Below are 6837 nucleotides of genomic sequence, written 5' to 3'. Positions count from 1 at the left end.
CGAGGGATCCTGCACCAGCGTCTTGGCCAGCACCACCTTCTGCTGGTTGCCGCCGGAGAGCTCGATGATCTTTGCCTTGCGCTGGAGCGCGCTGATCTTGAGACGCTCGACCCAGTAGTTGGCAAGCTTGCCGCGCTTCGCGCGCGACAACAGAAAGCTGAAACCTTTCTTGGTGCCGAGCTTGCCGAGATAGACGTTGTCGTCGACCACCATGGTCTCGAAGAAGCCGTTGGCCTTACGATCCTCGGTGATATAGGCGATGCCGTCATTGATCGCCTGCCGCGGCACGCGGTAGCGGATCGGCTTTCCGCGCAGGCGAATGGTGCCACCATTGATTAGGTTTCGCTTCAGCGCGCCGTAGATGACTTTTGCGATCTCGGTGCGGCCCGAGCCGATCAGACCGGCGATGCCGACGACCTCGCCGGCATAGACCGAGAACGACATGTTCTTGACCGCCATGCCCATAGTGACGTTCTCGACCGTCAGCACCTTTTCGCGGCGCTGGTGGGTTTTCTCCTTGCGGCCATAGACGGCCTGCGCCACCTCACGGCCGACCATATGCTGCACCAGGCTGTCGCGCGTGAGCTGTTTTGCGGGAGCGGTGATCACCAGCCTGCCGTCGCGCAGCACCGTGATGCGGTCCGCGATCTGGAGCGATTCTTCCAGCGCGTGCGAGATGTAGATGATCGAGACGCCGCGGGCGCGCAGGTCGCGCACCAGATGGAAGAAGTGCACGATCTCTTCGGGCGTGAGGGAGGCGGTCGGCTCGTCGAAGATGATGATGCGGGCCTTGTTGTAGATCGCGCGCGCGATCTCGACCATCTGCTTCTTGGCGGTGCCGAGCATCGCCACGGGCGTTGCGGGATCGACGTGGAAGTTGAGCGATTGCAGGAGCTGCTGGGCCTGGATGTTCAGCGTGCGGAAGCGCGTCAGGAGCTTTTCGTTGCCGAGCTCGATGTTTTGCGCCGCCGTCATCGTCGGCACCAGGCTCGTCTCCTGATAGACCATGCAGATGCCGGCGTTCAGAGCATCGCGCGGCTGCTCGAAATTGGCGGGCTTGCCGTCGAGCCGGAACTCGCCCGAGGTGAGCCCAATCGCACCCGCGATCGCCTTGCACAGCGTCGATTTGCCGGCGCCGTTTTCGCCGACCAGCGCATGCACCTCCCCGGGATAGAGGTTGAAGTTGACGCCTTCGATGGCGTGCACGCCGCCATAAATCTTGCTGCCGCCGATGATCTCGAGCACGGGCTCGGCCGCGCCGTTGGCGAGGTTTGCGCCGTCGCTCATCTGAGCTCTCCCGCATGGAGCAGAAGACAGCCGGTGCCGCGTGCCGCGATCACCACGCCCTGGCGCACCTTGCAGGCGGCCGTGACGCCGTGGAAGCGGCCGCCGGCGCGGCTATGCAGGCTGTCGGCCGCCTCGCCCTCGGCGTCAAGATGCACGAGTAATCCGTATGAGCGCGGCGGCGCCCATGGCTTCTGGATGCCGAGAGCCTTGACGCCGCCGATCTGCATCGGCTCCAGGCAGTCGGCGCCGCCGACCAGCGCCGGCGCGATCCAGTAGTTCTCCGGCATCGTGCGCATCATCTCCTCGCGGAAATCGTCTTCCTTCAGCACGAACTCGATGAGATGCGTGCGTCGCGCGAACAGGCCGAGGAAAAAGCCCCGATTGCCGTCGGGATGCAGTCTTGCAGGATAGCCCGGCAGATTGCCGGCAATGACCTCGCCCTGCCCCAGGCCATTGGCGGTCAGTGGGAAACGGCTGAGACGATGGGCCCAGCTTTCGGTCAGCCACAGGCTGCCACCGTCCGCCGGGACAGTAACGCCATAGGGATACGGCAGATCACGCAACAGCACGGACGCATCCGCAAGGTCCGGTCCGCAGACAATCAGCCGGCCATTGCTCCGCTTCTCCATCAGATCGCGCCGCCACTGATCCGGCGTGCGGCCGCTCGAGCCCTCGACCGCGAAGATGCGCCCGTCCGGCGCCGCTGTGACCGACAGCAGACCCAGAAGACCACGGCCGTCGACGGTCTCCAGCCACCGCGGGCTGGGGCTCGCCAGATCAATCGCGGCGAGGCCACGCCCAGCGACACAGACGAGCAGCCGCCCGTCCGGGTGTGTCGCGAGCCCACCCGCCTCACCCTCGAACTCGGCAACCAGCGTCCGTGTCGACAGATCATCGCCCGAGAGCTTCAGAACCCGCTTCCCAGCAGACACGTAGATCGCGCCGTCCTCGGCCGCGACGACATCGTCGACGCCAGGCAACGGCTCGCCGATCACTGTGCAGCCATCGAGCCGGTCGTTCGGGCTGAGCGCGCCGTCGAGCGGCGGGATCGCGTTCCGGCCGCCATCGCGATCGATGACGCTGCGGATGTCGCGCAAGAGATGATCGAAAAGCCCCATTGCTAATTTGTCACCCTGCTCTTGCCGCCCCAATAGGCGTCATAGCCGGTCCAGCTCTCGTCGACACCGTCGAGCTTGATGCGGCCGATACGGTTGTTCTCGAGCCCGCCGAGATAGAGATAGCCCTTGTGCTCGCGCATCGATGTAAGCGTCGAATGCGAGATGCCCGTCGGATCCCACCAGGACTCCAGCGCCTCACCCCGCTCGTTGAACTTCAGCACGCAGCCATGGTTCAGCGCCGGCCCCAACCACTCGTCGGCAGGCACCTGCTTGACCATGCGCAGCCGGAAGCCTGGCTTGCGCACGGACAGATCGAAGGTCGGCGTTCGGATACCGACCAGCGCCAGCCAGTAGGTGCCGTCGGAGGCGCGATTGATATTGTCGGGGTTGCCGGGCAGTTCGTCGATGAGGACTTCGGTCTTTCCCTTCTTCGGTCCTTCGATCCAGTAGCGGAACACCTTGCAGAGCGAGGTGCTCGCGATCAGCACAGACTTGCCATCATGGGAGACGCAAACGCCATTCGGGAAATAGAAATGGTTGATGATCGTGCGCGTCGTCTTCGTCGAGGGATCGTAGCAGACCACGCGGCCGTTGGGCCGTGCTTCGAGGATGTCGAGCGTGCTGGTCGTCATCTCGTAGCGCGTCGTGCAGTCGCTGAAATAGATCTTGCCGTCCGGCGCGATGTCGAGGTCGTCGGCCATGCGCAGGCGGGAGTCGTCGTTGAGCTTGTACCAGGTGCGATTGGTCTCGTCGGTGACCTTGAACACGCGCTGGTCTGGCGCGATCCCGTAGACGCCCATACCTGCCACCGCGACGATGAGATTCTCGTCACGGTCGAACTGCATGCCGAGCGGCCGGCCGCCGATATGGGCGAATACCTCGCGCGTCTCGAAGTTCGGCCCCGAGAAGCGGATCACGTTGCCGTCGCGGGTCGAGCCGTAGACGCGGCCCTGACGGTCGACGATGACGTCCTCCGGACCCTCGACCTGGTCGAGCCCGATCGCCTGCGCGCGGATCAGTCGGTCGTTCTGGGCATAGGGCGAGGCCGTACCCGGCCGCACTGATGGCGCCGGCGCCAACGCCACGTAAGCGGGGTTCACGTAAATCTTCTGAATCGCCTTACCGCGGTTCTTCGACCATTTGACGTCGATGCCGACGGCGGCAAGCAGGATCATGCCCGTCACTGCCGAGGTGACATACCCGGGGATGCCCATCCGCACGAGGCCGTTGATGAGAAGGAAGATGATCAACGCCCCGATCATCGCCCGCCACACCGTGCCTTTTCCGCCGGCGAGCGAGATGCCGCCGAGCACGACCGCGGTCAGCGCCTGGAATTCCCAGCCAACGCCGGTCGTGGAATCCGTACTGGCCTGCCGTGCGGCATAAAAGATGCCGCTCGCCGCGCACAGCGTGCCCGACAGCACGTAGGTCAGGAACAGCATCAGCCGAACGCGGATGCCGGCGTGCCGCGCGGCCTTCCGGCTCGCGCCGATCGCCGTCAGGTGCCAGCCATAGCGCGAGCGCGACAGGAAGATGTGGCAAACGAGCAGCACGACGAACAGCGTCGCCGCATTGACGGGAATGCCGAGCACGCTGCCGCTGCCGATAAAATCCCAGGCATCGCTGTCAACGGAATTGGTTGCAAACACCTGGGCGTAGCCGGTGTTGAGAAGGTTGACCGAGGCGCGCAGGATAATCAGCGTCACCAGCGTGGTCAGGAACGGCCGGGTCTTCAGAAAGCCGATCAGGACGCCGTTGATGCTGCCGAGGACAGCGCCGACTAGAAGGGTCGCCACCACGACGAGACCGACCGGCCACTCCATCACCAGAAGGAAGAACAGTGCAGCGAAATTGCACAGAGCGAAGATCGCGCCGACCGACAGATCGATACCGCCGCTGATCAGGCAAAATCCCATTGCGAGCGCCACGAAGCCAAACTCGGCGAACAGCCGGAGCAGCGACAACGTGTTCTGCACCGAGGCGTAGTCCGGAATCGTGAGCGCGAAATAGAGCCACAAGCCAATCATCACCGTGAACGGCACGACCGGCTCGAACCATTGCTTCAGCAAAAGCTCGGACAGCAGCAGGCGGGGCGAAAACCGCCGCGCCGACATTGTAAGGGACTCGGCAAAGGCTTCGATCGTCGACATGATCACGGCACTCCCAAGCAGCCGGCGTGCGACGGTGCACGCCGGCGAACGTTCAGATCAGCTCTTCTTGGGAAGTGCGAAGCAGTTGGCGCCTGAAGCATTGGTCTTATCGAGCCAGATCGGGCGCGTGTAGTATTCGAGGTTTCGCGTGCCGGCCTTGTCGCCGGACATCAGCAGCGTCTCGGCAGCGAACATGAGGTCGTGGCCCTGCTCTGTCGCCTTGTAGCTCAGGAATTTGTAGAAATTCCCGGAGTTGACCTGATCACAGTCGAGCGAGGAGCCTTCGCCTGATGCGAACACCTTGACGTCGTCGATCTTGCCGGCATTGCGGATCGCTTGCGCCGCACCGGATTCCATGATGCCCCAGAAGCCGATCGAGGCGCAGAGATCCGGATGCTGCTGGATCACCGTAGCGGTGATGTTCAGGGCGGTGTTGGCGTCCCAGTTTGCCGCCTGGTTCGAGACGACCTTGATGTTGGTGTCCTTGTTCAGGACCTCCATGATGCCGCCGACCTGATCGACGCTGGCCGCCGCGGTCAGCTCACCCTGCACGATCTGCACCTTGCCCGACTTGCCGGAGCCGGTGCCGCAGGCCTTGACCACTTCGGTCGCAAGCATCTTGCCGATCTCGCGCCAGTCGGCGCCCACGAAGGCGCCGGACTTGTAGTTGGAGGACATGTTGATCTGGATGACATGCGTGCCCTGGCTCTCGGCACGCTTCAGATCCTTCATCAGCAGCGTAACGCTCGGATTCTGCACGATCAGCACGTCGGGCTTCTGGTCAACCAACGCCGTCAGGGCCTGCTGCATCGCCGACGGGTTGTTGTTGGGATCCCGGACGATGAACTTCATGCCGCGCCACTCGGCCTCTTCCTGCACCACCCGGCCCCATTCATCGGAGAGGGGAACGCCGAGCGCGATCGGCAGGTATGCGATCGTCTTTCCTTGCAGCGCCTTGTCGTAGGATGCGCGAAGTTCGCGCGCGGTCTTGGTGCCACCTTCCTCCTGCGCGGCTGCCAACATCGGCAGCGCAGCGAGCGCTGCACCTGCGGCCGCGATCGTCCAGAACTTTCTATTCATGGGATCCTCCTCGTCCTGTTTGTTGATTGTCGAAACGGGATGCCGTTGACCGGCATTCCTCGTCAGTCACCTTGCCGCGCCGTCTCCTCGTCCCGCGGATGCAGGAAGTTGTCGAGCACGATGGCAGCAAGCAGCACCACACCCTTGATGATGTTCTGCACCTCGCTATTGACGTCCATGATGGTGAAGGCGTTGAGCAGGGTGCCGATCAGGATGCAGCCGACCACGACGGAGAACACGCTGCCGCGTCCGCCGATCAGGCTGATGCCGCCGATCACGACGACCAGCACGACGTCGAAAATCATGGTGCCCTGCGTGATCGCCATCTGCATGCTGCCCGTCGTGCCGACCCATACGAGGCCGGCAAGCCAGGCGAGGAAGGCGACCAGCGCGTATTCGAGGACGATCAGCGGCCGCAACGGAATGCCGGTCAGCCGCGCCGCTTCCGGATTGTCGCCCTGCGCGTAGATGAAACGGCCGATCGAGGTGCGCGACAGGAACAGGTGTATCGCGATCGCCGAGACGGCAAACACCAGGATGGGCACGGGAATGCCGAACAGCCGCCCGGCGCCCGCGAACATCAGTCCCGGTGCGTCCTTCGGCGCATAGACCACCCAGGCCGGCGCGAGCCAGAACGCAAGGCCATAGATGACGAAGCCCGCAGCAAGCGTCACGAACAACGGCGGCGCCTCCACGAACGCGACCATGACGCCGTTGATCACACCGATCAGCAGTGCGATCGCAAGCGCCAGCAGGACGGCGACTCCGACCGGCATGCCGCGCTGCATTTCGATCAGGGCGATCGCCCAGCAGCCCGCCAGGGTAGCAACTTCGCTGAGATCGATGCCGCGGCTGATCACGATCAGCCCCATGCCGAGCCCAAGCACGCCGAGGATGGAAATGCTTCGCAATAGATTGAGCAGGTTGGAAATGGTCGCAAAGCCGTTCAGCGTGAAGCCGAACACGATCAGCAGCACGATCGTAATCAGGAGGACGATCTGTTCCTGGTTGGGCTTGGCGATAGTGAAGGGGATGCGGGGAGTGGTGGCCGCAACAGCGACGCTGCGCGATGCCAAAGGCCACCGCATTTGTTTCCTCCCACTCTTATTTTGGTTGCGAGTGTAGGAGCGGCAACCAGTATTCGTCAAACATATTTATCAAATGCAAGCTGATCACGCTCTCGCGATCTTCGCATCGTCGAG

5 protein-coding genes are annotated in these 6837 nt (G+C 63.3%); all 5 read right to left on the bottom strand.

Annotated elements, in window-relative coordinates; translation table 11 throughout:
- On the bottom strand, nucleotides 1-1287 hold a 1287-nt coding region (locus Q3C01_RS26340; protein ID WP_458148208.1), incomplete at its 3' end, for a sugar ABC transporter ATP-binding protein.
- Nucleotides 1284-2405: an SMP-30/gluconolactonase/LRE family protein gene (locus tag Q3C01_RS26335; protein WP_458148207.1), complete on the bottom strand. Its 1122-nt coding sequence runs from the start codon at nucleotides 2403-2405 to the stop codon at nucleotides 1284-1286. The genes Q3C01_RS26335 and Q3C01_RS26340, both read right to left, overlap by 4 nt.
- A 2-nt stretch (nucleotides 2406-2407) precedes the next feature.
- Complete coding sequence (locus Q3C01_RS26330; RefSeq protein ID WP_458148206.1) at nucleotides 2408-4555, bottom strand: ABC transporter permease; 2148 nt, start codon at nucleotides 4553-4555, stop codon at nucleotides 2408-2410.
- 57 nt (nucleotides 4556-4612) lie between these two features.
- Nucleotides 4613-5635 carry a sugar ABC transporter substrate-binding protein gene (locus Q3C01_RS26325; RefSeq protein WP_458148205.1) on the bottom strand — a complete coding sequence of 341 codons (1023 nt, stop codon included), beginning with the start codon at nucleotides 5633-5635 and terminating at the stop codon, nucleotides 4613-4615.
- A gap of 62 nt (nucleotides 5636-5697) precedes the next feature.
- Nucleotides 5698-6723, bottom strand: coding sequence for an ABC transporter permease (locus Q3C01_RS26320; RefSeq protein WP_458148204.1), 1026 nt, complete (start codon nucleotides 6721-6723; stop codon nucleotides 5698-5700).
- Nucleotides 6724-6837 lie beyond the last annotated feature (114 nt).

This window comes from Bradyrhizobium sp. UFLA05-109 (genome assembly GCF_054185165.1).
The sequence above is the reverse complement of the archived record's forward strand: the minus strand, read 5'-3'. Positions and strand labels throughout refer to the sequence as shown.

Coding starts and splice junctions, on each gene's coding strand:
- Q3C01_RS26335 (WP_458148207.1), bottom strand. CDS start 2,405: ATGGGGCTTTTCGATCATCTCTTGCGCGACATCCGCAGCGTCATCGAT.
- Q3C01_RS26330 (WP_458148206.1), bottom strand. CDS start 4,555: ATGTCGACGATCGAAGCCTTTGCCGAGTCCCTTACAATGTCGGCGCGG.
- Q3C01_RS26325 (WP_458148205.1), bottom strand. CDS start 5,635: ATGAATAGAAAGTTCTGGACGATCGCGGCCGCAGGTGCAGCGCTCGCT.
- Q3C01_RS26320 (WP_458148204.1), bottom strand. CDS start 6,723: ATGCGGTGGCCTTTGGCATCGCGCAGCGTCGCTGTTGCGGCCACCACT.